Source organism: Frankia sp. AgB32 (genome assembly GCF_023243045.1).
Taxonomy (GTDB): domain Bacteria; phylum Actinomycetota; class Actinomycetes; order Frankiales; family Frankiaceae; genus Frankia.
Map to the genome: position 1 here is coordinate 1 of NZ_JALKFX010000009.1, position 24,897 is coordinate 24,897.

Annotated in this window: 22 protein-coding genes; 17 read left to right on the top strand and 5 right to left on the bottom strand. The window is 74.6% G+C overall.

What is annotated here, in order from left to right:
- Both MXD60_RS04460 and MXD60_RS04465 read right to left on the bottom strand, forming a co-directional pair.
- The coding region (locus MXD60_RS04460; RefSeq protein ID WP_248817668.1) for a DUF58 domain-containing protein at positions 1-1,368 on the bottom strand (1,368 nt) is incomplete at its 3' end.
- An 8-nt stretch (positions 1,369-1,376) separates the two neighbouring features.
- Entirely contained in the window at positions 1,377-2,408 is a 1,032-nt protein-coding gene (locus MXD60_RS04465; protein WP_248817669.1) for an AAA family ATPase, read from the bottom strand.
- A 441-nt stretch (positions 2,409-2,849) separates the two neighbouring features.
- Here MXD60_RS04465 and mraZ point away from each other — a divergent pair, with 441 nt between their 5' ends.
- The 10 genes from mraZ (at position 2,850) to murG (ending at position 16,200) form a co-directional block, all read left to right on the top strand.
- The gene (gene mraZ / locus MXD60_RS04470; RefSeq protein ID WP_248817670.1) at positions 2,850-3,281 is read left to right on the top strand and encodes a division/cell wall cluster transcriptional repressor MraZ; all 432 of its coding nucleotides are present in this window, start codon (positions 2,850-2,852) and stop codon (positions 3,279-3,281) included.
- Between the two features lie 260 nt (positions 3,282-3,541).
- Positions 3,542-4,519: a 16S rRNA (cytosine(1402)-N(4))-methyltransferase RsmH gene (gene rsmH, locus MXD60_RS04475; protein ID WP_248817671.1), complete on the top strand. Its 978-nt coding sequence runs from the start codon at positions 3,542-3,544 to the stop codon at positions 4,517-4,519.
- On the top strand, positions 4,516-5,388 hold the full coding sequence (gene ftsL / locus MXD60_RS04480; protein ID WP_248817672.1) for a cell division protein FtsL: 873 nt from the start codon (positions 4,516-4,518) through the stop codon (positions 5,386-5,388). The genes rsmH and ftsL overlap by 4 nt, the downstream gene beginning before the upstream one ends.
- Entirely contained in the window at positions 5,385-7,796 is a 2,412-nt protein-coding gene (locus tag MXD60_RS04485) for a peptidoglycan D,D-transpeptidase FtsI family protein (protein WP_248817673.1), read from the top strand. The genes ftsL and MXD60_RS04485 overlap by 4 nt, the downstream gene beginning before the upstream one ends.
- A 212-nt stretch (positions 7,797-8,008) precedes the next feature.
- Positions 8,009-9,628, top strand: coding sequence for a UDP-N-acetylmuramoyl-L-alanyl-D-glutamate--2,6-diaminopimelate ligase (locus tag MXD60_RS04490; protein WP_248817674.1), 1,620 nt, complete (start codon positions 8,009-8,011; stop codon positions 9,626-9,628).
- Positions 9,625-11,034, top strand: coding sequence for a UDP-N-acetylmuramoyl-tripeptide--D-alanyl-D-alanine ligase (locus MXD60_RS04495; protein ID WP_248817675.1), 1,410 nt, complete (start codon positions 9,625-9,627; stop codon positions 11,032-11,034). Before MXD60_RS04490 ends, MXD60_RS04495 begins: the two co-directional genes overlap by 4 nt.
- Before the next feature lie 43 nt (positions 11,035-11,077).
- Positions 11,078-12,145 carry a phospho-N-acetylmuramoyl-pentapeptide-transferase gene (gene mraY / locus MXD60_RS04500; RefSeq protein ID WP_248817676.1) on the top strand — a complete coding sequence of 356 codons (1,068 nt, stop codon included), beginning with the start codon at positions 11,078-11,080 and terminating at the stop codon, positions 12,143-12,145.
- Between the two features lie 3 nt (positions 12,146-12,148).
- A complete protein-coding gene (gene murD / locus MXD60_RS04505; protein WP_248817677.1) occupies positions 12,149-13,555 on the top strand; it encodes a UDP-N-acetylmuramoyl-L-alanine--D-glutamate ligase in 1,407 nt (468 codons plus the stop codon).
- A 41-nt stretch (positions 13,556-13,596) separates the two neighbouring features.
- Positions 13,597-15,066 (top strand): putative lipid II flippase FtsW, encoded by a 1,470-nt coding sequence (gene ftsW, locus MXD60_RS04510; protein ID WP_248817678.1) that lies wholly within the window; start codon positions 13,597-13,599, stop codon positions 15,064-15,066.
- Positions 15,067-15,069: 3 nt separating this feature from the next.
- Positions 15,070-16,200, top strand: a complete 1,131-nt coding sequence (murG, locus tag MXD60_RS04515) for an undecaprenyldiphospho-muramoylpentapeptide beta-N-acetylglucosaminyltransferase (protein ID WP_248817679.1) — start codon at positions 15,070-15,072, stop codon at positions 16,198-16,200.
- Between the two features lie 34 nt (positions 16,201-16,234).
- Here the strand turns inward: murG and MXD60_RS04520 are convergent, their stop codons facing one another.
- Both MXD60_RS04520 and MXD60_RS04525 read right to left on the bottom strand, forming a co-directional pair.
- Positions 16,235-16,768 carry a nitroreductase/quinone reductase family protein gene (locus MXD60_RS04520; protein ID WP_248817680.1) on the bottom strand — a complete coding sequence of 178 codons (534 nt, stop codon included), beginning with the start codon at positions 16,766-16,768 and terminating at the stop codon, positions 16,235-16,237.
- Between the two features lie 121 nt (positions 16,769-16,889).
- Positions 16,890-18,617 carry a UDP-N-acetylmuramate--L-alanine ligase gene (locus tag MXD60_RS04525; RefSeq protein ID WP_248817681.1) on the bottom strand — a complete coding sequence of 576 codons (1,728 nt, stop codon included), beginning with the start codon at positions 18,615-18,617 and terminating at the stop codon, positions 16,890-16,892.
- Positions 18,618-19,058: 441 nt separating this feature from the next.
- Here MXD60_RS04525 and ftsZ point away from each other — a divergent pair, with 441 nt between their 5' ends.
- The 7 genes from ftsZ (at position 19,059) to MXD60_RS04560 (ending at position 24,302) form a co-directional block, all read left to right on the top strand.
- Positions 19,059-20,561, top strand: a complete 1,503-nt coding sequence (gene ftsZ, locus MXD60_RS04530) for a cell division protein FtsZ (RefSeq protein ID WP_248817682.1) — start codon at positions 19,059-19,061, stop codon at positions 20,559-20,561.
- A gap of 25 nt (positions 20,562-20,586) precedes the next feature.
- Positions 20,587-21,273, top strand: a complete 687-nt coding sequence (gene pgeF, locus MXD60_RS04535) for a peptidoglycan editing factor PgeF (protein WP_248817683.1) — start codon at positions 20,587-20,589, stop codon at positions 21,271-21,273.
- A complete protein-coding gene (locus tag MXD60_RS04540; protein ID WP_248817684.1) occupies positions 21,270-22,142 on the top strand; it encodes a YggS family pyridoxal phosphate enzyme in 873 nt (290 codons plus the stop codon). The genes pgeF and MXD60_RS04540 overlap by 4 nt, the downstream gene beginning before the upstream one ends.
- A 10-nt stretch (positions 22,143-22,152) precedes the next feature.
- Entirely contained in the window at positions 22,153-22,698 is a 546-nt protein-coding gene (locus tag MXD60_RS04545; RefSeq protein ID WP_248817685.1) for a cell division protein SepF, read from the top strand.
- A gap of 51 nt (positions 22,699-22,749) precedes the next feature.
- On the top strand, positions 22,750-23,034 hold the full coding sequence (locus MXD60_RS04550) for a YggT family protein (protein ID WP_518467358.1): 285 nt from the start codon (positions 22,750-22,752) through the stop codon (positions 23,032-23,034).
- Between the two features lie 94 nt (positions 23,035-23,128).
- Positions 23,129-24,088 carry a DivIVA domain-containing protein gene (locus tag MXD60_RS04555; RefSeq protein ID WP_248817686.1) on the top strand — a complete coding sequence of 320 codons (960 nt, stop codon included), beginning with the start codon at positions 23,129-23,131 and terminating at the stop codon, positions 24,086-24,088.
- Positions 24,089-24,143: 55 nt separating this feature from the next.
- Entirely contained in the window at positions 24,144-24,302 is a 159-nt protein-coding gene (locus tag MXD60_RS04560) for a hypothetical protein (RefSeq protein WP_248817687.1), read from the top strand.
- 102 nt (positions 24,303-24,404) lie between these two features.
- Here the strand turns inward: MXD60_RS04560 and MXD60_RS04565 are convergent.
- Positions 24,405-24,897, bottom strand: a 493-nt coding sequence (locus MXD60_RS04565; RefSeq protein ID WP_248817688.1) for a DUF5915 domain-containing protein, incomplete at its 5' end; no start/stop codon positions are given.

Sequence of the window (24,897 nt, forward strand, 5' to 3'; positions counted from 1 at the left end):
CGGGGGCCCCCCCCCCGCCCCCCCCCGGCGGCGGGGCGCGGGGGGGGGGGGGGGGGGGGGGGGGGGGGGGGGGCCGCCCGCCGCGGCGGCGGCCCGGTTGGTGCCGGTGGGGCCGAGGTGGCCGCCCTGACCGCCGCCGGCCGAACCGGTGAGCCGGGGCCACATCGCGGCGAGGCTGGTGTCCCGGCCGGCGACGAGGACCGCCCAGCCGGCCCGGGACAGGACGGCGTGGGCGGCGGCGAGCTCGCTGGCCGCGGTCGGGTGGTCGGCACCCCAGCTCGTGACGTCGACGAGGAGCGCGATCGCCGACGCGCCCGGTGAGCGCAGCCCGGCCAGCGCCGCGGCGAGGCCCGGTTCCGGGTACCCGAGCACCGCGACGAGCATCGCGCCCCGGTGCTGGCGCAGCGCGGTCAGGGCCGGGCCGAGCGACTCCGCCGGCGTCGGGGTGAGCGTCGAGAGTTCGTCGAGCAGCCCGGCGACGGCGGTGCCGGTGATGACGGTGGCCACGGCGCGGTCGGTGAGCAGGCGGACCCGGTAGCCGTCACGCGCCAGGTGCAGGCCGACCGCGCCGACGGCGCTCACGGCCCACTCGAACGCCTCAACCCCGGGCTCGCCGGGCCAGGCCCGGGCCCGGGTGTCGAGCAGGACGGCCGCCGCGCTGGTCTGCGGATGCTCCTCCCGCCGCACCATCAGCTCACCCGCGCGAGCCGTCGTCTTCCAGTGCACCCTTCGCAGGTCGTCACCGGATCGGTAGGGCCGGGTCGTGGTCTCGTCAACGCCGATGAGGCCGCTGCGGCGGCGCTGGTCGGAGTTCGGGCTGGCCGACCCCCGTGACCGGGCCGGCGGCAGCCGCTCGATCGCCGGAGCGACGATCAGCTCGTCGAGGCTGCGGAAGCTGCGCGAGAGCTCGCACAACCCGAAGGGGTCGCCGAGCCGGATCGCCATCGGCCCGATCTGGTATCGGCCGCGAGCCGCGGCGCGCAGGGAGTAGGAGACGTCGCGACGGCCGCCGGGCTCGATCCGGCCGAGAACGAACCGCGCCCCGCCGCCGAGGCTGGCGCCGGCGGTGTCCTCGACGAGCAGGACCGACGAGGGCGAACGGCTGACGTTCGACAACTGGATGCGCACGCTTACCCGGTCACCGGCGGTGACCCGCCTGGGCTCGAGCCGACGGGTGCAGGACAGTCGGTAGCGGGTGCGGCAGACGATCGCGGCGGCGAGGACCGGCAGGCTGGCCAGCAGCAGGCCGACGCGCAGCAGGTCCTGCTCGCCGAGCACGACCGCGGACACGCCGCAGGCCGCTCCCGCGGCTAGGAACGACCGACCTCGCAGAGTGAGGCCACGCAACGCCGCGACGAAGTCCCGCACACGCAGCTCTAACGACCGTGCCGAAGCGGGCGTGCCCCGCCCCCCGGGCGCGGTATCGGGATCCGGTCCAGGACGTCGACCAGGGTCCGGGCCGCGATGCTGGTGGCCGGCTCGCCGGAGAGCATGATCTCCGGCTGGAGCAGCAGGCGGTGGGCCAGCACCGGGACGGTCATCTCCTGCACGTCGTCGGGGAGGACGAAGGCCCGCTGGTCCAGCGCGGCGCGGGCCCGCGCCACCCGGATGAGATGCAGCGCGGCCCGGGGGGAGGCGCCCAGGGCCACGTCGGGATGCGCCCGGGTGCCGCCGACGACGTCGACGATGTACTGGCGCACCTCGGTGGAGACGTGCACGGTGCGCACCAGGGAGATCAGCCGGGCGATCTCGGCGGCGTCGGTGACCGGGGCGACGCTCGACAGTGGGCTCGCGCCGCCGTGGCTCTCAAGCATCGCCATCTCGGCGGCGGGGGAGGGGTATCCCATCGAGATCCGCGCGGTGAACCTGTCCCGCTGGGCCTCGGGCAGCGCCCGGGTGCCCTCCATCTCCACCGGGTTCTGGGTGGCGATCACCATGAACGGCGACTCCAGCCGGTAGGTGACGCCGTCGACCGTGACCTGGTGCTCCTCCATGCACTCCAGGAGGGCGGCCTGCGCCTTCGGCTCCGCGCGGTTGATCTCGTCGCCGACGACGATGTTGGCGAAGACCGGGCCGGGCCGGAACTCGAAGTCCCGGGTGCCCTGGTTGTAGACGCTGACGCCGGTGACGTCGCTGGGCAGCAGGTCCGGGGTGAACTGGATGCGCCGCACCCGGGCGTCGATCGAGCGGGCGAGCGCCTTGGCCAGCATGGTCTTGCCGACGCCCGGCACGTCCTCGATGAGCAGGTGCCCCTCGGACAGCAGGACGACGAGCGCGGTCGTGATCGCGTCTGCCTTGCCGTCGATGACCGTTTCTATCGATGCCCGGACCCGGTCGGCGACGTCGGCGAGGTGACCGATATCTGTCACCGGGTCACGCCAGTGGAGCAGACCTGGATCGGTCACCACCTGTTGGCCCCCCCTGCGAGTGTCGAGCGTCGGAATACCCGGACCCGGCCCCGGCGGGACCCGTCCCTCCCGAGTGTGACATCCACGGCGGGCGCACAGGGGGCGGTGGCCAGGGAAACCTGTCCGAATCGTGCCCGCGGCGGGTTACCCCGGGCGGGTGGCCCCCCGGTGGCGGATAGCCCGACAGAGCGGGATGGGTCCGGTCGCGGCGGCACGATAGGAGATGTTTTTACCAATTTCCGATGGTTTATACCATCCCGGAATCGGGCATCGCGCGCGGCAGGTTGCGGAGGGGTTTCGGTGGGGTGCCGCGGGGTGTTGAGGGGGTGTCGGGTGGGGGGCAGTGGGGTAGAGTGGCGCGCAGTGGGGGGCAGGAGCTTCCGGTTGGCCGTAGCGGGGTGACCAGGCGCTGTCTCCGCAGGCAGTGGCAGGGAGGTCGCCGTGTTTCTCGGCAGCCACACGCCACGGCTTGACGACAAGGGGCGGCTGACCCTGCCCGCGAAGTTTCGCGACGAGTTGGAGGGGGGGCTTGTGATCACCAAAGGGCAGGAACGATGCCTGTACGTGTTTCCGATGGCGGAGTTCACCCGGATCAGCGAGTCCCTGCGCACCGCACCGGTGACGGCCAAGGCGTTGCGTGACTACAGCCGCGTTTTCTTCTCGTCCGCGGCCGACGATGCGCCGGACCGTCAGGGGCGCATCACCATTCCGGCGCCACTGCGCACCTACGCGGGTCTGACCCGCGAGTGCGTGGTCAACGGGGCGAACACCCGGGTCGAGATCTGGGACGCCCAGCGTTGGCAGGCCTACCTGGAAGGCCAGGAGGAGAGCTTCGCTGAGCTGTCCGAGGAGGTTCTGCCGGGAGTGATCTGAGCCGCCCTGGATCGTGTCCGCACGTCGCAGCCCATGTCGGTCCGCGCGTCGCCCGCACGGCTCCGGCCGCCCCTTCCCCGGTGGCCGGCGCCCAGTGTGAGTGACCGGGTCCGGACTGGCTCCTGCCGCCCGGACGCGCTCCACCGCATCGGTGGTGCCCGCGCGCAGCGCCTGGGTCGCCGCCGCCCCGGGACGCGCCACGTCAGTACATCTGAAGACGAGGTCCACGAGCGGTCGAGGGAGGCTCGGCACTGAACGCCATGCACACGCCTGTGCTGACGGGCCGCGTCCTGGAGCTGCTCGCTCCGGCCCTGACCAGGCCCGGAGCGGTCGTGGTCGACGCCACCGTCGGCCTCGGCGGGCACGCCGCCGCGATGCTCGCGGAGTTCCCCGACGTCCGGGTGATCGGTCTCGACCGCGACCTCGACGCGCTGGCCCACAGCGAGCGGCGGCTGAAGCTGCTCGCACCCGAGCGGGTGCGGCTCGTCCACGCGGTCTACGACGAGATCGGTACGGTCCTCGCCGAGCTCGGCCGGCCGACCGTGCAGGGCGTGCTGTTCGACCTCGGCGTCTCGTCCCTGCAACTCGACACGGACGCGCGCGGCTTCGCCTACTCCCGGGACGCGCCGCTGGACATGCGGATGGACGCGAGCGCCGGCCAGACGGCCGCGGACGTCCTCAACAGCTACGACGCTCCCCGGCTCGCCCGTGTCCTGCGCGACTACGGGGAGGAACGGTTCGCCCGGCGCATCGCGGAGGCGGTCGTGCGGGCGCGGGCGGACGAGCCGTTCACGACGTCGGCGCGGCTGGTCGAGCTCATCCGGGACGCCATCCCGGCGCCGGCGCGGCGCACCGGGGGCAACCCGGCGAAGCGCACCTTCCAGGCGCTGCGCATCGAGGTCAACACCGAGCTGGACGTGCTCGCCCGGGCGGTGCCGGCGGCCTTCGACGCGCTCGCCGTCGGCGGGCGCCTCGTCGTGCTGTCCTACCAGTCCCTGGAGGACCGCCTGGTCAAGCGCGGACTCGCCGAGTATGCGCAGACGACGGTCCCGCCGGACATGCCGCTGGTCCCGCCGGACGCGATGCCCCGGATGCGGTGGCTGACCCGCGGCGCGGAACCAGCGAGTGAGGCCGAGATGGCCGAGAACCCGCGGGCGGCCTCCGTCCGGCTGCGGGCCGCGGAACGTATCGCCCCGAAGCCAGGCCGACCCCAGCCCACCACCGGAGGTGCACCGTGACCGCTCCCGCGCAGCCGCTTTCCCGGCCCGGGCGCCCTGGCGGCGGGCGGACCGGCGGCCCGCGTGCCGGCGCGCGGACGGGCGAGGCGCCAGGCTCCGCGGCGGGCCGGGCCTCGTCGCCCCGTGCCGCGACGGCGCCCCGTACCGCCGCGGCGACCGCTCCGGTGCTCGATCCCGCGCCGCGGCGGGCGGTCCCTGACCGGGCCCGTCTGACGGTCGTCCGGCCGGCTCCGCGGGGCGCCCGCAAGGGGCCGTTCGTCGTGCTGCTGCTCGTTCTGCTCGGCGGCGGTCTGCTCGGCCTGTTGCTGCTCAACCTCGCGCTGATGGAGAACTCGTTCCAGGAGTCCAAACTGCGCAACCGGGCCGCCGCGCTCGCCGACGAGCAGCAGTCCCTCGCGGTGCGCCTGGACCAGCTTTCCGACCCCGCGGCGCTGGCCGCTCAGGCCAGCAAGTACGGCCTCGTCGCCGGTGAGGTGCCGCAGTACCTCGCGCCGGGCTCACCGGTCCCGCCGGGTGCGCGTGTGCTGTCCCGTGAACCGGACAGCGGCGCGATCCTGATGATCGTTCCCGCGCCCCCCGGACAGCAGCCCGCGGCCGCGCCGACCGATGCCGCGGCGCCGGCCGGCGCGACGACGACGTCCGGCGCCGCCGGAGGCCCTGGTGGCACGGCGGCCGGTGCCGGCGCGACGGGGACCTCCACCACGGGGACGGCACCCGCCGCCGGCCAGGGCACGACCTCGGCGGTGCCCGGTAGCACCGGCCCGGCGCCGGGCAGCGGCACGCCCGCGACGTCTGGCCCCGCGGGTGGCACCCCGGCCCACCCGGCGGCCGGCACCGCGACCGCCGAGCAGGGTGACTCCGGACGGTGAGCTCGACCCTGTCCGGCCCGCCCCGCCGTGGGCGCGGCCGGCTGCGGTTGGTCGCGCCGCCCCCGAACTCCGTGCACGGCGGCCGGCTGCGCCGCGACGACGAGGGCGACGAGCCCGGCGCCCGGCGCCCGGCTGCCCGCGGGCGCTACCGCGACGACCGTCGCGACCGCCGCGGGATCGACCGTCCCGATCACGGCCACCCCGACGACGTCGGTTACGACGACGAGTACGACGAGTACGGCGCCGATGACCACGACGAGAATGACCGCCGCGGACCGGGCGGGTCAGGCGGTCGACCAGAACGGTCTCGACGCTCGTCGGGCGCCTCGGCCGCGCGCGCGGGCACCTCGCGGTCCGGTGCGTCAGGGACGGGTACGACACGTGCCGGTTCTGCGCGGACGGGCTCGACGCGGACGGGCACCGGGCGAACCGGCACGGCCCGAACCGGCACGGCCCGAACCGGCACGGCCCGAACCGGCACGGCCCGAACCGGCACGGCCCGAACCGGCACGGCGCGGAACAGCACGGCACGGGGCGGCGCCGGCGGGCGGACGACGGACTCCGACGCCGGCGTCCGGCGGGTGCACCGGCCGGGCACCGCGCCCCGCGCGGGGGCGGCGTCCGGCGCCGGTCGGCGGCGGCCGAGGCCTCTCCCACCGCGTACCTACCGGCTGGGCAGCCCCCGGCGGCGGGTGCGGGTGGCGATCCTGCTCATGTGCGCGCTGCTGGGCATCCTCGCCCTGCGGCTGACCCAGCTGCAGGGGATCTCGGCGTCGAAGTACGCCGCCCAGGCGGAGGCCCAGCGGCTGCGCACGATCGTGCTGCCGGCGGCGCGCGGCGCCCTCACCGACCGCTCCGGGCACACCCTCGCCCAGCATGTCGAACTGCGGGCGGTCTACGCGAACCCGATGAACGTCAAGGACATCCGCGCCACCGCTGCCGCGCTCGCTCCGGTGCTCAACGTCCCCGTCGACACCCTGGCACAGCGGATGACCACCGATCCGAAGAGGAACATCAAGTTCGTCTACCTGGCCCGTGGCCTCACTCCGGACGTCGGGGACAAGGTCACCCATCTGGAGCTGCGGGGTATCGGCATCACCGAGGAACGTGGCCGGGCCTACCCGGCCGGCCCGCTGGCCTCGAACGTCGTCGGGTTCATGCGGCAGGGCGTCGACGACGTGCTCGTCGGTGGCGGTGGCCTGGAGCTGCAGTACGACTCGCTGCTGCGCGGCACCGACGGCGAGCGCCAGCTGCTCGCCAACCCGGAGGGCCTGGAGATCCCCTCCGGCCACACCCGGCAGAAGGACCCGAAGCCCGGGTCGGCGCTGCGTCTCACCCTGGACCGGGACATCCAGTGGAACGCCCAGCAGGCCATCGCGGACGCGGTGACGTCGTCGCAGGCGGACGGCGGCACGGTCATCGTGATGGATCCGCGCACGGGTGATCTGCTGGCGATGGCCGACGCGCCCCAGTTCAACCCGAACCACATCACCGCGCAGGACACCCCCGCACTGGGTAACCGGGCGACCAGTGACGCCTACGAGCCCGGCAGCGTCAACAAGGTGATCACGATGGCCGCGGCGCTGGACCGCGGGGAGATCACCGCGGAGACGCCGATCACCGTCCCGCCGTCCATCGTTCGCGGCGGCGTGCGCATCTCGGACTCGGAGCCGCACGGCGTCGAGAACCTCACCACGGCCGGCGTCCTGGCTCGCTCCAGCAACATCGGCACCGTGGAGGTCGCCGACCGGGTCGGCCGCACCGCGTTGGAACAAGCACTGCGGGCCTTCGGGCTCGGCGCGAAGACCGGGCTGGGCTTCCCCGGCGAGGGCACCGGCCTGCTGCCGCCGGCGAAGGACTGGTCGGGCAGCCAGGCGGCGACGATCGCGTACGGGCAGGGCATGTCGGCGACGGCGCTGCAGATGGCGTCGGTGTACGCGACCATCGCCAACGGCGGCGTGCGGGTGACTCCACGGCTCGTCGACGCCATCACCGGCCCGGACCGGAAGGCCACGATGACCCCGCACCCGGCCGGGCGGCGCGTGGTCAGCGCGCAGACGGCGTCGACGCTGACCCGGATGCTCGAGGCGGTCGCGACCAACGAGGGCACCGCGCCCCTCGCCGAGGTCCCCGGCTACCGGGTCGCCGGCAAGACCGGCACCGCCAACCGGCCCGATCCGGTGCACGGCGGCTATGCGGGCTACACCTCGTCGTTCATCGGGTTCGCCCCCGCGGACAGCCCCCGGGTCGTGGTGGAGGTTGTGCTCGACAACCCGAAGAACGGGTACTTCGGCGGTCAGGTCGCCGCGCCGGTGTTCCAGAAGGTGATGAGCTTCGCCCTGACCACCCTCGGCGTGCCGCAGCCGACGACGAAGCCCGCGCCGCTCGTGCTGGATCTCGACAAATAGCCGCCGCCTGTCAACCCGTACCCGGGGCCGTGGCACCCGCCCGGCGGCCGGGCCGGCGGTCGTGCGCCGGGGCGGTTCATCCGGGGACGCCCAGGCTGTACCACCCGGGCCGGCGCGTCGGTGGGGCGACACCCCGGCGTGGCGGGATGGACCACCGCGATGCCCGGGCGCCCGTGCGGTTGCCCGTCGGTACTCCCACTAAGGTCGTGAGCGTGACCCATCCGGCACCTCGACCGGCCGCCATCCGACCGTGCCGCCTGGCGGACCTGCGGGCGGTGCTCGACGCCGCGGCCTCCGCGGCCGCCGCGACCGCTGCCGACGCCGCGAACCCGGGGGTGGCCGCGGCAACCGCGCCGCACGGCGGCGACCAGGACGTGCGCGTGCACGGCGTGACCCACGATTCCCGCCAGGTCCGCCCCGGCGACCTCTACGTCGCGCTGCCCGGTGCGCACGTGCACGGCGCGCGCTTCGCGGCCGCGGCGGCCGTCCAGGGCGCCGCGGCGATCCTCACCGACGCCGCCGGTGCCCGCCTGATCGCCGAGGGCCGCGCCGCCGCCGGGCCCGCCGGCGGCAGCCCGGCCGCCGAGGTGCCGGTGCTGGTCAGCGCGGACCCGCGGCGCGACCTCGCGCCGGTGGCGGCACGGATCTACGGCGATCCGTCGGCGGACCTCGCGCTGCTCGGGGTGACCGGCACGAACGGCAAGACGACCAGCGCGTTCCTGCTCGACGCCGGCCTGCGGGCCGCGGGTCGCAGCACCGGCCTGATCGGCACGGTCGAGACCAGGGTCGGCGAGCGGCGCCTCGCCAGCGCCCACACCACCCCGGAGGCCAGCGACCTGCAGGCGCTGCTTGCCACGATGGTCGAGCACGGCATCGACGCGGCGACCATGGAGGTCTCCAGCCACGCGCTGGCCCTGCACCGGGCGGACGCGCTGCGCTTCGCCGGCGCGCTGTTCACCAACCTCAGCCAGGACCATCTGGACTTTCATCCCACGATGGCGGACTACTTCGAGGCGAAGGCGAGCCTGTTCGTCCCCGGCCGGGCGCGGACCGCGGTGATCGGCGTGGCCGACGCGTGGGGCCGGCGACTGGCGGCGCGCCGCCCGGACGCGGTGACCTTCGCCGTCGACGGGCCGGCGGACTGGACGGCGCACGACATCGCCGCCGGACCCGCTGGCAGCCAGCTCGTCGCCCGCGGGCCCGACGGCGAACGGGTGGAGCTCTCCGTTCCGCTGCCCGGCATGTTCAACATCGCCAACGCGCTGGGCGCGCTGGCGCTGCTCGTCGCGGTCGGGGTGGACCCGGCCGCCGCGGCCGCCGGGATCGGGTCGCTCGCGGGCGTACCCGGCCGGATGGAGCGGGTCGACGCCGGCCAGCCGTTCCTGGCGCTCGTCGACTTCGCGCACACGCCGGATGCGGTCACGACGTTGCTGACGACCGTCCGTCCCCTGGTGAAGGGCAGGCTCATCGTCGTTCTCGGCTGCGGTGGGGACCGCGACCGCGGCAAGCGCCCGCTGATGGGTGCCGCCGCGGCGACGCTGGCGGATCTCGCCATCCTCGCGAACGACAATCCCCGCTCCGAGGACCCCGCGGAGATCCTCGCGGCGATGTTCGCCGGGGTGCCGGCGGAACTGCGCGGGGGCGATCGGGTGAGGGTGGAGCCGGACCGGGCGCGCGCCATCGCCGCGGCGGTCGCCGCCGCCGGGCCGCAGGACGCCGTCGTCGTCGCCGGCAAGGGCCACGAGACCGGGCAGGAACAGGGCGGGGTGGTGACGCCGTTCGACGACCGGGCGGTGCTGCGGGCGGCGCTGGACCGGGCGGCGCACGGATGATCCCGTTGACCCTCGCCGAGGTCGCCGCCGCCACCGGCGGGCGGCTCGCCGACGGCGCCGAGGCGGTCGCCGTGGTGCGCGGGGCGGCCGTCGACTCGCGTCAGGTCGACGCCGAGACGCTGTTCGTCGCGCTCGCCGGCAGCCGGGTCGACGGGCACGACTTCGCCGCCGCCGCGGTGGCGGCCGGGGCGCCCGCGGTGCTCGCGGCCAGGCCGGTCGGCGTGCCGGCGGTGCTGGTCGCCGACCCGCACGCGGCGCTCGCCGCCCTCGCCGCGCACGTGCGTGACCTGGCCCCGGCGACCGTCGTCGCCGTCACCGGCTCCGCCGGCAAGACCACGACCAAGGATCTGCTCGCGGACCTGCTCGCCGAACTCGGCCCGACCGTGGCCGCACCCGGCTCGTTCAACAACGAGATCGGCCTGCCGCTGACGTTGCTGCGCACCGCACCGGACACCGCGTTCGTGGTGCTGGAGATGGGCGCGCGTGGCCGCGGGCACATCGCGACCCTGTGCGGCCGCGCGCGGCCGTCCATCGGGGCGGTGCTCAACGTCGGCAGCGCCCACGTGGGCGAGTACCCGGACGGCCGGCTCGGGATCGCCGCCGCCAAGGGCGAGCTCGCCGAGGCCGTCAGCGACACGGTCGTGCTCAACGCCGACGACCCGCTGGTCGCGGCGATGGCCGCGCGCGCCGGCGACGGTGTCAGGGTGATCACCTTCGGGGTGGCGGAGACGGCGGACGTGCGGGCCGAGGGCGTGCGGGTCGACCGGTCGGGCCGGGCCTCGTTCGACCTGCTCGCCGACGGCGAACGCCAGCCGGTGACGCTCGGGCTCGTCGGCGCCCACCAGGTGCCCAACGCCCTGGCCGCCGCCGCGGTCGCCCTGCGCCTCGGGCTCGCACCCGCCCGGATCGCCGCGGCGCTGGCCGCGGCCCGCCCGCGCAGCCGGTGGCGGATGGAGGTCGTGCCGACCCGCGCCGGGGTGGTGGTCGTCAACGACGCGTACAACGCGAACCCGGAGTCGATGCGCGCGGCGTTGACCGCGCTGGTCGACATGCGGGGGCCGGGCCGGGCGATCGCGGTGCTCGGCGGGATGGGTGAGCTCGGCGACGCCGCGGACGAGGCGCACGACGCCCTCGGCCGGCTCGCCGTGGACCTCGGGGTCGACCTGGTCGTGGCGGTCGGTCCGGCGGCCCGCGCGGTGCATCTCGCCGCCTCCCGGGAAGGCTCCCGGGACGGCGGTTCGCAGTGGGTGGCCGACATCGACGAAGCGGTGGCAGTGGTGGTGGCGCACGCCCGGCCGGACGACGTGGTGCTGGTCAAGGCCAGCCGGGCGGACGGCCTGGAGCGGGTTGCCGAGGACGTGGTGGCGAAGTTCGGCGTCGTCGGCGCCGGGATCGAGGGGACATGAAGACGGACGGCTGGCGGCACGGACCCGTGCGGGTGACCCACGGGTGAGAGGCGTCCTGATCGCGGCCATGGTCGCGCTGATCGTTTCATTGCTCGGGACGCCCTGGGTGATCCGGTTCTTCCGCCGGCAGGGCTATGGGCAGGAGATCCGGGAGGATGGCCCGTCCAGCCACCTGACCAAGCGCGGTACGCCCACCATGGGCGGCACCGTGATCATTATCGCGACGTTGGCCGGCTACTTCCTGGCGCACCTGGTGACCGGGATCGGCTTCACCGCGTCGGGTCTGCTGGTACTGCTGGTGATGACCGGGCTCGGGATCGTCGGCTTTCTCGACGACTACATCAAGATCCGTAAGCAGCGCAGCCTCGGGCTGACCGCGCGGATGAAGTTCGCCGGCCAGGCCGCGGTCGCGCTCGCCTTCGGGCTGCTCGCGGTGCGGTTCAAGAACCACGCCGGGCTGCTGCCGGGGTCGACGTACATCTCGATCGTGCGCGACACCGGGTTCACCGTCGGCATCTTCGGCTTCCCGCTGCTCGCCTGGATCATCATCGCGGCGACGTCGAACGCGGTGAACCTGACCGACGGCCTCGACGGGCTGGCCGCCGGAACCTCGGCGATGGTGTTCGGCGCCTACGTCGTCATCTCGTTCTGGCAGTTCGGCAACCAGTGCGGGACCAGTGGCAACCAGGCGGGCTGCTACCTCGTCCGGGACCCGCTGGACGTGGCGCTGGTCGCGGCGGCGGCGATGGGGGCCTGTTTCGGCTTCCTGTGGTGGAACGCGAGCCCCGCGAAGATCTTCATGGGGGACACCGGGTCGCTCGCGCTCGGCGGCGCCTTCGCCAGCATCGCCATCGTCAGCCGCACCGAGCTGCTGCTGGTCGTGCTCGGCGGCCTGTTCGTCATCGAGACTCTCTCGGTCATGATCCAGGTCGCGTTCTTCAAGGCGACGAAGCGGCGCGTGTTCAACATGGCCCCGATCCACCATCACTTCGAGCTCGCCGAATGGCCCGAGATCACGGTGATCATCCGGTTCTGGATCGTGTCGGGCCTCGCTGTCGCCTTCGGACTCGGCCTGTTCTACGCGGAGTTCATCAACCACGGAGGTTCGTAGGGCATGACGCCCGACCAGCTGACTCCGGCCGGGGCCGGCCGGGACTGGGCTGGCCGGGACTGGGCCGGCGCGGCGGTGCTTGTCGTCGGGATCGGAGTGTCCGGTGCCGCGGCGGCGCGGGCCCTGCTCGCCCGCGGCGCGCGGGTGCGGGTCGTCGACGCGGCCGACGGCGAGCCCCAGCGGGCCGCCGCCGCCGAGCTGCGCACGCTCGGCGCCGTCGTGGACCTCGGCGGGCTGCCGGCCGACCCGGGCGACGCGGCGCTCGTCGTCACCTCGCCAGGTGTCCCGCCGACCGCGTCGCTGATCACCGCGTCGGCCCGCGCCGCGGTGCCGGTGTGGGGCGAGGTCGAGCTCGCCTGGCGCTGGCGCGGCGAGGGCCGTTGGCTCGCCGTGACCGGCACGAACGGCAAGACCACGACGACCGAGATGCTCGGCGCGATGCTGGCCGCGGGCGGCCGGCGCTCGACCACCGCCGGCAACATCGGCACGCCGATCGTCGAGGCGGTGAGCGCCACGCCGCCGTACCAGGCGCTGGCCGTGGAGCTGTCCAGCTTCCAGCTCCACTACGCCGACACCGTCGCGCCGCTGGCCGCCACCGTGCTCAACGTCGCCCCCGACCACCTGGACTGGCACGGCGGCGCCGACGCGTACGCCGCGGCGAAGGCGCGGATCTGGCGTGACCCGGCGACGATCGCCGTCGGCAACGCCGACGATCCGGCCAGCAGCCGACTGCTCGCCGCCGCCCCGGGCCGCCGTGTGCTGTTCGGCCGCGACCCGGCGACGCGGCCCGCCCTCGGGCTCACCGTTGACGCCGGCCATCTCGTCGACCGCGAGTTCGGCGGCGGTCGGCTGGTGGACCTGCGCGAGCTGGCCGTCACCGGCCCGCACATGATCTCCAACGCGCTGGCGGCGGCCGCGCTGGCCCGCGCCGAGGGCGTCGAGCCGGCCGCGATCGGCGCGGCGCTCGCGGGCTTCCGCGCCGGCGCCCACCGCAACGCCGAGGTCGCCGTCCTCGACGGCGTCCGCTGGGTGGACGACAGCAAGGCGACGAACCCGCACGCCGCCGCCGCGTCCCTGACGGGGTACCCCTCGGTCGTGTGGATCGCGGGGGGCCTGAACAAGGGCCTCACCTTCGATGACCTGGTGTGCCAGGCCCGCGGGGGGCTGCGGGGCGTCGTCCTGATCGGGCGGTGCGCGGATGAGATCGCCGTCGCGCTCGCCCGACACGCCCCCGATGTCCCCGTCGAACGGGCCGCCGCCATGGACGATGCGGTGAAGGCTGCGGCGATTCTCGCCCGCGCGGGCGACACGGTGCTCCTCGCGCCGGCCGCGGCCTCGATGGACATGTTCCGTGACTACGCGGCCCGCGGCGACGCGTTCGCGGCGGCGGTGCGGGCGAGATCGGGATAGCGCGGGGCCGGCCGCGCCGGCGAGCTCACGAGGGGGCAGGTGTGGCGGGGTCAGCGTCGGACGAGGCCGAGTCGGCGCAGCGGGTGCCGCTGCTCGACCGGCCACTGGCCTCCTACTACCTGCTGGTGTCCTCCGCCGGACTGCTGCTGCTGCTCGGGCTGGTCATGGTGCTGTCGGCGTCGAGCGTGCGCTCCTACGCCGACTCCGGCTCCTCCTACACGCTGTTCATCCGGCAGGCGACCTGGGTCGGCATCGGCCTGCCGCTGGCCGTGGTGGCCAGCAGGCTGCCGGTGCAGGCGTTCCGCGCCGCTGCCTACCCCCTGCTGGGTGTCACGACCTTCATGCTGCTGGTGGTGCTGGTCCCCGGCATCGGCAGCGTGCGCGGCGGCGCCCGGCAGTGGATCGTCGTGGGCCCGATCACCATCCAGCCCAGCGAGCTCATGAAGATCGCCCTGGTGCTGTGGTGCTCCGATCTGCTGGTGCGCAAGCGGCGGCTGCTGTCCGACGCCAAGCACCTGCTCGTCCCCGTGGTGCCCGTGTTCCTGTTCATCGACCTGCTCATGCTGCTCGAACCGGACCTCGGCGGGGCGATCTGCGTGACCGTCGTGCCGCTGACGATCCTGTGGGTGATCGGCACGCCGAAGCGGTTCTACGGCGCGATGGTCGCCGTGATGGTCTTCGCGGCGACCCTGCTGGCCGTGCTGGAGCCGTACCGGATGCGCCGGGTGCTCTCGTTCACCGACCCCTTCGCGGACGCCAGCGGGGACGGCTTCCAGGCCGTCCAGGGCATCTACGCGCTGGCCACGGGCGGCTGGTGGGGCGAGGGCCTCGGCGCGTCCCGGGAGAAGTGGCCGGACCTGCTGCCCGCCGTGCACACCGACTTCATCCTGGCGATCATCGGCGAGGAACTGGGCCTGGTCGGCACGCTCGTCGTCGTGGCCCTGCTCGGGGTCCTCGGCTATGCCGGGCTGCGGATCGCGCACCGCACCGACGACCTGTTCGTCCGGCTGGCCGCGGCCGGGGTCACCGCCTGGATCATCGTGCAGGCGATGGTGAACATGGGCGCGGTCGTCGGGTTGTTGCCGATCACCGGGGTCACCCTGCCGCTGGTGTCGTTCGGCGGCTCCTCGCTGCTGCCCACGCTGGTCGCGCTCGGGATGCTGCTCGCCTTCGCCCGGGCGGAGCCCGCAGCGGCGGAGTACCTGGACCGCCGTGCCGAGGAACGCCGGGCGGCGCGGGCCGTGCCGATCCGCGCCCGCACGCGCCGCTGGCTGCCGGGTGGCCGGTCCCGCCGGCCGGGTCTCGGGCTCGTCGCGGTCGGGGGTGATCCCGTGGACCGGCGCCCGGACGTACCAGTCAGCAAGGGGGCGGCGCGCCCGGGGGGCGAGGCGCCGCGGTCCGGGCCCGGGCCTCGGCGCACCGGCCGCGGCGTGCGCATACCACCCGGCGGCGGTGGGCGATCGGGTGGGGCCGGGCTGTCCACGGGACGGCGCGATGTGTCATCGTCATGACCGATGTTGCGAAGCGTGGTGCTCGCCGGCGGCGGGACAGCCGGCCATGTGGAACCCGCCCTCGCCGTGGCGGATGCCCTGCGGGCTGCCGAGCCGCGGGCACGGCTGACCCTGCTGGGTACGGCCACCGGCCTCGAGGCGCGGCTGGTGCCGGCCCGCGGGCATGAACTGGCCACGGTGCCGAAGGTGCCGATGCCGCGTCGGCCCGGCCCGGACCTGCTGCGGCTGCCCGGCCGGCTGTTTGACGCGGTCCGCCAGGCCGGCGCCACGCTCGACGCGGTCCGCGCGGACGTCGTCGTCGGCTTCGGCGGCTATGTGTCGGTGCCGGCGTATCTCGCCGCCCGCCGCCGGCACATCCCGATCGTCGTCCACGAGGCCAACCCGCTGCCCGGGCTCGCCAACCGGCTCGGCGCCCGGTTCACCCCGTTCGTCGCGACGTCCTATCCCAGCACGCCGCTGCGCGGCGCCACCCTCACCGGCATCCCGCTGCGCCCCGAGATCCTCACCCTCGACCGGTCACCGGCGGCCGCCCGCGCCGCCCGGGCCCAGTACGGACTGGAACCGCACCGCCCGACCCTGCTCGTCTTCGGCGGCTCGCAGGGGGCGCGCAGCCTCAACCAGGTGATGATCGCTGCGGCGCACCCGCTGGCCACGGCGGGTGTGCAGGTCCTGCACGCCGCCGGGCCGAAGAACTTCGACGAGGTTCGCGCCGCGCTGCCCCGCGGCCTGCCGGCGCCCTACGAGCTGCGGCCCTACCTCGACGACATCCCGTCCGCCTACGTCGCCGCCGACCTGGCGCTGTGCCGTTCCGGCGCCATGAGCTGCGCCGAGCTCGCCGCCGTCGGGCTGCCGGCGGCCTACGTGCCACTGCCGATCGGCAACGGCGAGCAGCGGCGCAACGCGCTGCCGACGGTCGAGGCCGGCGGTGGCCTGCTCGTCGAGGACGCCGAGCTCAGCGCCGACTGGCTGGTGGCGAACGTGCTGCCGGTGCTCACCTCGCCCGAACGGCTGGCGAAGATGTCGGCGGCGTGCGCCGGCAGCGGTCATCCGCAGGCCGCCGCGGCGATCGTCGACATGATCCGGTCGGCGGCGGCCACCCGGCGCCGCTCCCGCGCCCGCCACGCCGCGCCCTGACGGCACCGCCGCCCGACGGCACCGTCCACCGAGCTCACCGCAGCGGTGAAAGCACCACCACGGGTATCTCCCGGTCAACCCGATCCTGGTGGTCGCGCAGGCCCGGCATCGCCGCGACCAGCGCCTCGTGCAGGCGTGCGCGCTCCGTGTCGACGGCACTGACGGCCTCCGCCTCGAACCGGTCGGTCCCGAGCTCGACGACGACCTTGGGATTGGCCGTCAGGTTGCGGTACCAGTCCGGATCGCGCGGTGCGGCCATGTTCGACGCGAACACGATGATCCGGTCCGGTCGGCCGCCGGTCGGGTGGGCGAGGTCGGCCGGACCGGTGGTTGCCGACGGCGTGGCCGGATCCTCCTGATCCTCCCGATCCCCGGTGTCCGTGACGTAACCGAGTGGCGTGGTGTGGTCCTTTCCAGTGCGCCGTCCGGTTGTCGTCAGCAGCACCAGGCGGGAACCGGGCAGGGTCTTCACCAGCGCTCCGCCGGTCGCCCGGTACTCGGCAATGACGGTCTGGTTGACCGCCCGGAGGTCGAAGCCGGGACTGCGCGTGTCCTGCGTGTCGGGCATCGTCTGAGCATCCTCACCGGTCGCCGCCGGCACGCGGCCGGCGGTGGGCGTGTTGGCGCAGTCAATCATTCACTCCGCGTTACGGCGAGGAGGATCACCGTGGGCGCCGCCCGCGTCGGTCTCAGCCGGCGGAACCCGCCCCGAGGGTCGCCAGCAGCCGCGGGCCGACCGTGGTGATCGTGCCGGCGCCGAGGGTGAGCAGCAGGACGCCCTGCGTGGGCGCGTCGTGGGGGGCGTCGGCCAGGGCGGCCCGGACGTCGGCGGCCAGCCGGTCGGTCAGTTCCGGCCACGGCACATGCACGGCGAACGCCGGCCGGCGCAGCCGGGTGACCAGGTCGCTGGGATGACGACCGAGGTCGTCGTGCTCCCGGGCGGCGTAGACGTCGGTGACATACACCCGGTCCGCGTCGGCGAAGGCGTCGGCGAAGCCGTCGAGCATCGCGGCGAAGCGGCTGTAGGTGTGCGGCTGCAGGACCGCCCACACCTCGCGGCCCCGGGCGCGAAACCGGGCCGCGGCCAGCGTCAGCCGGATCTCGGTGGGATGGTGCGCGTAGTCGTCGATGACCTCGAGGCTGTGGGCGCCGGAGGGATCCGTGTCCGCGCTGGTGCCCACGGACGCGCCCACCGTCTGGCCGGGGACGACGCACGCGCCGGGTGCGCCGGGCGTCCGGGCGGCCGGGACGCTCGCCGGGGGCCCCGCCGCGCCGGCCCCCGGCGTGACGGCTCCCGCCAGGGCGCCCGTGTCGGCCAGGCGGGCCGCGTCCACCGCCGCCGGCGGGAGGTGGTCGGTCGTGCTGGCGCGCCAGAACCCGACGAACTCGAACCGGCGGGCCGCGCCGGTGTACGTCGCCAGCGTCGCGAGTGCCCGCGCCGGGGCGCCCCCGAGTTCGGTCGCGACCGCCAGGGCCGCCAGCGCGTTGAGAATCGAGTGCCGGCCGGGCACGGCCAACGTCAGGGTGCCGACGGGCTCGCCGGCCCGCAGCACGCCGGCCCGCGTCGAGTCGTCGCCGGCCGACGCGGCGACCTCCACGGCCCGCCAGTGCCGGTCCGCGCCGAAGCCGTAGTCCAGCACCGTCACCCCCGCGCCCACCGACCCGGCGGCCGAGCCGGCCGGGGCGGGGGCGCCGACGGCCCCGGACCGGCCGAGGTCGGCGAGCACCGCTCCCACGCCCGGATCGTCGCCGCAGACGACCAGCCGGCCGCCGGGGCGCACCCGGCGGGCGAAGGCGGCGAACACCGCCTGGACCGCGGCCTCGTCCGGGAAGATGTCGGGATGCTCCCACTCGACGTTGGTGATCACGGCGATGGTGGGCTCCAGCCCGGCGAACGCCCCGCCGTACTCGTCCGACTCCAGCACGAACACGTCGCCGGTGCCGACCAGCGCGTTGCCGCCGAGCTGGGAGACCTCCGCGCCGATGACGGCCGTCGGGTCCAGCCCGGCCGCGCGCAGCACCAGGGCGAGCATCGCCGACGTCGTCGACTTGCCGTGCGAGCCGGCGACCGCGACCAGCCGGTGGCCGGCGGTCAGCTCGGGCAGCCACTCGGAGCGGCGGCGCACCGGCAGGCCGAGGGCGCGGGCGGCGACGATCTCGGGATGGTCGTCGGGCAGCGCGCTGGAGGCCACGACGACATCGACCCCGGCGAGTTCCGCGGCGAGCGCCGTCTCGCTCGCGGCCGGCCCGACGCGAACCGCCACGCCGCGGGCCCGCAGGGTGGCCACCCGGGGGGAGTCCTCGGCGTCGCTGCCGCTGACGGTCCCGCCGCCGGCGAGGTGGATCTGGGCCAGGGGCGACAGGCCGGCGCCGCCGATTCCGAGGAAGTGGACGTGCTGGGTGCGCTGACGGGTCACGGGGGCAGTACACCATTCCCCGTTCCCGTCCCGGCGGTCCCCCTTGATCGCGTCTGGCGGTCGGGGCCGCCCGGGCCTCGCGGGGGGTGCCCGGCGCCCGGCTGGGCGAGCCTGTCCGGTGGGCCGGCGACGGCTGCCGCCCCGGCGCGGACCCCTGGACTGGCGGGGGCGCCGGCGGGCTGGGCGGACCGCTCGGAGGGAGAGCTAGGACACGTAGCGGGATGACGCGCCGTGAACTTCCTTGACCACCGCCTAAGCCGTGCCTACTGTCCGATTCACAGTCGGAAGTTGACATAACTGTAACCGTCTAGCTGACGGTGAAGGTTGAGGCTCTGACTGCTTCCCCCCGCCCGCCGCGTGGTTGCGCAGTGTCCCGCGGTGCCGCAGGGGGCGGGGTATCCCCCCGTCCGACCACCGACGCCGCTGGAGGACCGACACCGCATGGCTGCCCCACAGAACTATCTCGCGGTCATCAAGGTCGTCGGGATCGGTGGTGGTGGCGTCAACGCCGTCAACCGGATGATCGAAGTCGGTCTCAAGGGCGTCGAGTTCATCGCCATCAATACCGACGCGCAGGCGTTGCTCATGAGCGACGCCGATGTCAAGCTCGACGTCGGCCGGGAGCTGACCCGAGGACTCGGCGCCGGCGCCGACCCCGAGGTCGGCCGGCAGGCCGCCGAGGACCACCGTGAGGAGATCGAGGAGGTCCTCAAGGGGGCCGACATGGTCTTCGTCACCGCCGGCGAAGGCGGTGGCACCGGAACCGGCGGTGCGCCGGTCGTCGCCAACGTGGCCCGCTCGCTCGGCGCGCTGACCATCGGTGTCGTCACCCGGCCGTTCACCTTCGAGGGCCGCCGCCGCGCGACCCAGGCGGACACCGGCATCGACACCCTGCGCAACGAAGTCGACACGCTCATCGTCATCCCGAACGATCGCCTGCTGGCGATGACGGATCGGGACATCAGCGTCCTCGACGCGTTCCGCAGCGCCGACCAGGTGCTGCTCTCCGGTGTGCAGGGCATCACCGACCTGATCACCACCCCGGGTCTGATCAACCTCGACTTCGCCGATGTCAAGACGGTGATGTCGCACGCCGGCAGTGCCCTGATGGGTATCGGCCGAGCTCGCGGGGACGACCGCGCCACGGTCGCCGCCGAACAGGCGATCGCCTCCCCGCTGCTGGAGGCGAGCATGGACGGCGCCCAGGGCGTGCTGCTGAACATCTCCGGTGGCTCGGATCTCGGCCTGTTCGAGATCAACGCGGCCGCCGAGCTGGTCGCCGACGCGGCCCATCCCGAGGCGAACATCATCTTTGGCGCGGTCATCGACGACGCGCTCGGCGATGAGGTCCGGGTCACCGTCATCGCCGCCGGCTTCGACACCGTCCAGGACCGGCGGACCCGCACCCTCAACGCCTCGCAACGAAGGCCGACGTCGCCGAACCAGCCGATCGCACCCGCGCAGGGCACGGGCGGGGCCGGCGCCGCCACGCCCGCCGGCGGCTCGCCGATCCCGGCGGCGCCGTCGACGATGATCCTGCCGCCGCTGCCGACGATGTCCGGCGTGCCCCCCCGGGCGGCCACGCCGGCGCCCGCCCCGGCTCCGCCGCCGGCCCCGTCGGCGCCGACCACGCCCAGCTACCTGCAGGCCCCGCCGTCCCCGATCAACACGTCCAACGTCGGCCACTACCACCCCGACCCGCTGCCGGAGCCCCCGGCGGCGCGGGAGTCGGGCAGTGCCGGCGAGCCGACGGTGATCCCCACGGTGGAGTCGCGGGTCGCCCCGCCGGCCCGGGAGCCGGCCGCCGGCGACCACGGTCACGGCCAGCAGCACCGGGTCGAGCCGCCGCGGGTCGCCGCGCCCCGGCCGACCTACCCGCCGCGCCGGCCGGTGCGCCAGATCGCCGACGACGACGAGCTGGACGTGCCGGACTTTCTCAAGTGACCCGTCCCGGGGGAGACTTCCGGCCATGCCGGTTCTCGTCACCTCGCGGGCGGGCGGCGTCCGCGCGCCGCCCTTCGCCGGGCGCAACCTCGGTGACCATGTCGGCGACGCCGCGCCGTCGGTTCTCGCCAACCGACGGCGCCTCGCCGAACGGGTCGGGCTGCCGGTGCAGTACATGCGCCAGGTCCATGGCAGCCGCGTCGTCCTCACCCGCGAACCCGGACCGCCGCCGGAGGCGGACGCACTGGTGACGGACGTGCCTGGGCTGGCACTCGCGGTGATGGTCGCCGACTGCGCCCCGGTGCTGTTCGAGGCGGCGGGCGCCGTCGGGGTCGCGCACGCCGGCCGGGGTGGCATGGCGCGGGGCGTCATCGGCGCGACCCTCGCGGCGTTCGGCGAGCTCGGCGTCGAGGCCGACGAGCTGTCGGTGACGGTTGGGCCGTGTGTGTGCGCGGGGTGTTACGAGGTGCCGGCGGAGCTGCGGGACGCGGTCGAGCGGCAGGTGCCGGCCAGCGCCGCGACGACGCGCCAGGGAACGGCCTCGATCGACCTGCGCGCCGGGATCGTCGGCCAGCTCCGCCATTCGGGTGTGATCGACATCGCGGTATCGCCCCGCTGCCCGGCGGAGGACGCCGAGCTCTACTCCTTCCGTCGTGACGGCCGCACCGGCCGGTTCGCCGGCCTGGCCTGGCTCGGCGGAGCGAGGGCGTGACGGGCCAGTCACAGTCCGCGCAGGACGGGGACCCGACGGGCCGGCGCGGCGCGCACCTCGCTGCCCGGCTCGCCGCGGTACGGGCGCGGATCGAGGCGGCCGCGCGCGCCGCCGGGCGCGATCCGGCGGAGCTCACCCTCATTGCGGTGAGCAAGACGTACCCCGCGGAGGACGTCGTGATGCTGCGCACACTCGGGGTCGGGCACTTCGCCGAGAACCGCGAGCAGGAGGCCGGCTCGAAGGTGAATTCCGTCACTCAACGGCTCGGTGTCGTCGCGTCGCCCCGCGGGGGCGAGGCCGACCGGGCAACGGCGACCCCGCTCGCCGTCGGTGCGGCCGATCGGGACGGCGCGCCGGGCGCCGGGCCGGTCTGGCACTTCGTTGGTCAACTTCAGCGCAACAAGGCCCGTTCCATCCTGAGTTGGGCGGATTGGGTGCAGTCGGTGGATCGTCCGGCCCTCGTTCCGCTGCTCTCGCGGCTCGCGGTCGAGCGGGGGCATCCGTTGTCGGTGTGCCTACAGGTTCTGTTGGATGTCCGGAGTGCATCCGGAGGGTCGGCTCCGGTCGGGGTTGCCGGTTCGGGCCGGGGCGGCATCGTTCCGGGCGACCTGCCAGCCCTCGCCGACCTCGTCGAGGAGGCCCCCGGGCTGACACTGCAGGGGGTGATGGCGGTTGCTCCTCGTGGTGAACCGCCACGTCCCGCGTTCGCGGAACTGCGAGCCGTCGCGGAACGGCTGGTCGCGGACCACCCTCGAGCCACCGTCGTCAGTGCCGGCATGTCGGGCGATCTTGAGGCGGCCGTGGCCGAGGGCGCGACACACCTACGGATCGGGACCGCTTTGTTCGGTGAACGGCCTGGTGTCCCTTAGAGTCGCGCCCATGGGGCTCGGGCGCAGGGCGATGGTCTACCTCGGTCTGGCCGAGGAGGATGACGACTATCTGGACGACGACTACGACGACGACGGTCGCGCGGTCGGTCACGATGATCGGCGTGCCATGCACGAACCGGTCCCGATGGACCGCACGGTCCGTCGGATCGACGCACGGGAGGAGTCGGCTGTCATGTCGCGACGTCCGCCGGTCGAACCGCTGCGCCCCGCCGCTCCCATGCCGGTGCGCCGGGTGGCGCCCGTCGAGGAGCCGCACCCCTACCGGATCACGACCCTCCAGCCACGCAGCTACAATGAGGCGCGGCAGATCGGAGAGGAGTTCAGGGACGGTACCCCCGTCATCATGAACCTCACCGATATGGACGATGTCGACGCCAAGCGGCTGGTCGACTTCGCCGCCGGGTTGATCTTCGGGTTGCGTGGCGACATCGAGAAGGTGACCAACAAGGTCTTCCTGCTCTCGCCGCACAACGTCGAGGTCACCGAGACGGACAAGCGACGCATCCGTGAGGGTGGGTTCTACAACCAGTCATGACGGGGAGCCCGCGCCAGTGACGCATCCCCCTGCTCCCCAGGAGAGAGCGCCATCAGCACGCTAGGACTCCTTCTCGCATGGCTGCTGCTGGTCTACGCCCTGCTGCTGATCGCGCGGTGGTTCATCGATCTGATCGAATCCCTCGGTCGTAGGATCAGGCCGTCTGGGCCGCTGCTGCTGCTCGTCGAGTTCGTGTACACGGTGACTGACCCCCCGTTACGGTTCCTTCGGCGTATCCTGCCCCCGTTGAGGGTGGGTGGCGCCTCGATTGACCTCGGGTACGTGGTCCTCCTGCTGGTGATCTTCGTTCTGCGAGGCTACGCCCAGAGGCTGTGACTGGGGTTGTGTGCACACCGCTGACGCGGGCGCGGCAGACTGCCCGCAGACCGCCCTCTCTTCGGGGAGCGGCGATGCCGCACGAGGAGGCGACGTGGCTCTGACACCACAGGACGTACAGAACAAGGTCTTCAGTCCGACCCGGTTCCGCACCGGCTACAACGAGGACGAGGTCGACACCTTCCTCGACGAGGTCGAGGCGGAGCTGACCCGGCTGCTCGACGAGAACAGCGACATCCGTCGCCAGCTCGACGAGGCGCGCCGTTCCGGCGGCGGCGGCCCCGGCGTGCCCGCGCAGATCCTGGAGGAGAACCAGGGCCTGCGCCGTCAGGTCGAGGAGGCCCGTCGCCAGCTCGCGCAGATGCAGGCGCAGGCGGCCCAGGCCGCCCGCGAGCGCGCCGCCGCGCCGCCCCCCGGCCCGCCGCAGCCGCAGCAGCAGGGCGGCGCCCCGACCACGGTGATCCCCGCGGTCGGCAGCGGCCTCGCCCAGTCGCGCACCGGCCCGAGCCAGGCGTCCGAGACCGAGATCGAGCAGCGCGTCGCGCGTACCCTCGTGCTCGCCCAGCGCACCGCCGACGAGGCACTGCGCGAGGCGCGGGCCGAGTCGGAGCGGGCACGGCGCGAGGCCCGCGCGGACGCGGACCGCATCATCGGTGAGGCCCGCGCGCACGTCGCCGAGCAGCTCGGCGGCCTGGAAGAGGACAAGCGCCGGCTGGAGGGCCAGGTCGAGCAGCTTCGGGCGTTCGAGCGGGAGTACCGCACCCGGCTGCGGGCCTACCTGGAGATGCAGCTCCGCGACCTCGACGGCATGCCGACCCAGCCGGCCGTCGGCGCGGGCGGCCCGCCGCGCCCCGGCCTCAACCCCGGCGCCCCCACCCCGCCCCCCGCGGTCGGCATGGGCCCGAACGGCGGTGTCCAGCAGAACCCGGCGCACCAGCCGACCTTCCCGCCCGGCCCGCCGCTGCCCGCCGGCGCCATGGCCCGCGACAACGGTCACGGCCGTCCGGACATGGACCCCTCGCGTCGCGACGGACCCGGCATGCAGGACTTCTGATCGGCGACCTTCCGACCGGCGACCCGGCCCGGCGCGCGCGACGTAGGCCGGCCGCGTGCTGACGCTCTGTGGCGCGTTGCTCGTGGCCGGTGCGGTGCTGGCCGTCGTCGGCATCTTCGCCGGCAGCGGGTTCGTCTACGCTTCCCTGGTCCTGACCCTGGTCGTCGCGGCGCTGCTGCCGCTCGGTGCCCTGCGCCGGCTGGGTTCCGCCTGAACCTGAACCGCCGCCGGCACCGCGCCGGCCGCGGCGCCGGGCCGCCGAGCGCGCCGACCCGCTGGGCGGGGGCGCACCCGGACGGGCACCGGGCCGCGTGGCCTAGCCGACCGCCGGGTCGCGGCGCGCGAGGCTGAAGCGCAGGCCGAGCTCCTCCGCCGTGGACAGCCCACCGGCCGCCGGCGCCAGGTCCTCGGCCTCGGTGAAGGACACCGCCAGCACCTCCTCGGCCACCGTGGCGCCATGCGCCCGCAGGGCGAGCGCGGTGTCGTCGCGGGTCGCCGACCAGCGCACGTCCACCCGATCGGTGATCTCCAGGCCGGCGGCCTTGCGGGCGTCCTGGAGCACTCGGACCACGTCGCGGGCGAGACCGGCGCGGGCCAGCTCCGGGGTGATCTCCAGGTCGAGCGCGACGGACAGCCCGGACTCGGCGGTGACCGCCCAGCCCTGCCGCGGCGTCTCCGTGATGATCAGCTCGTCGCCGGCGAGTTCGATCGCCTCGCCGTCGACGGTGACGGTGAGCCGGCCGTCGACGGGAGCGCCCGCCCCCGCCGACGCCCCCGCGCGCCGCCGGGGCGGGGGCCCCCCCCCCGCG

Excerpts from the sequence above, each read along its gene's own strand:
- rsmH (WP_248817671.1), top strand. The coding sequence starts at position 3,542 with ATGCACACGCCTGTGCTGACGGGCCGCGTCCTGGAGCTGCTCGCTCCG.
- MXD60_RS04495 (WP_248817675.1), top strand. The coding sequence starts at position 9,625 with ATGATCCCGTTGACCCTCGCCGAGGTCGCCGCCGCCACCGGCGGGCGG.
- murD (WP_248817677.1), top strand. The coding sequence starts at position 12,149 with ATGACGCCCGACCAGCTGACTCCGGCCGGGGCCGGCCGGGACTGGGCT.
- murG (WP_248817679.1), top strand. The coding sequence starts at position 15,070 with ATGTTGCGAAGCGTGGTGCTCGCCGGCGGCGGGACAGCCGGCCATGTG.
- MXD60_RS04520 (WP_248817680.1), bottom strand. The coding sequence starts at position 16,768 with ATGCCCGACACGCAGGACACGCGCAGTCCCGGCTTCGACCTCCGGGCG.
- ftsZ (WP_248817682.1), top strand. The coding sequence starts at position 19,059 with ATGGCTGCCCCACAGAACTATCTCGCGGTCATCAAGGTCGTCGGGATC.
- pgeF (WP_248817683.1), top strand. The coding sequence starts at position 20,587 with ATGCCGGTTCTCGTCACCTCGCGGGCGGGCGGCGTCCGCGCGCCGCCC.
- MXD60_RS04545 (WP_248817685.1), top strand. The coding sequence starts at position 22,153 with ATGGGGCTCGGGCGCAGGGCGATGGTCTACCTCGGTCTGGCCGAGGAG.